Annotated in this window: 1 protein-coding gene; it reads left to right on the top strand. The window is 63.9% G+C overall.

What is annotated here, in order from left to right; genetic code table 11:
• Positions 1-255 (top strand): transposase (locus tag VSR68_RS42695; RefSeq protein ID WP_342945397.1); only part of this gene is annotated, 255 nt, incomplete at both ends.

Raw genomic sequence — 255 nt, 5'->3', positions numbered from 1 at the left:
TCAAATCCGGGCGGGAATTTGCGGCCTGGCTCGGGCTGGTGCCAGGCCAGGTTGGCACCGGTGGCAAGGTACGGCTACTCGGGATCAGCAAGAGAGGGGATACGTATCTGCGCACGCTGCTGATACATGGTGCCCGGGCGGTGCTGGCACACGTGAAAGAGCCGGGGCCGTGGGTTGAGCAGATCAGCAAGCGTCGGCCGCAGAACGTTGTGACGGTCGCGCTGGCGAACAAGATCGCACGAACGATCTGGGCGT

The sequence above is a fragment of the Paraburkholderia phymatum genome, from assembly GCF_038900715.1.
GTDB classification, from domain to species: domain Bacteria; phylum Pseudomonadota; class Gammaproteobacteria; order Burkholderiales; family Burkholderiaceae; genus Paraburkholderia; species Paraburkholderia phymatum_A.
Note: the sequence above shows the minus strand (reverse complement) of the source record. Positions and strands in the feature narration are given on the sequence as shown.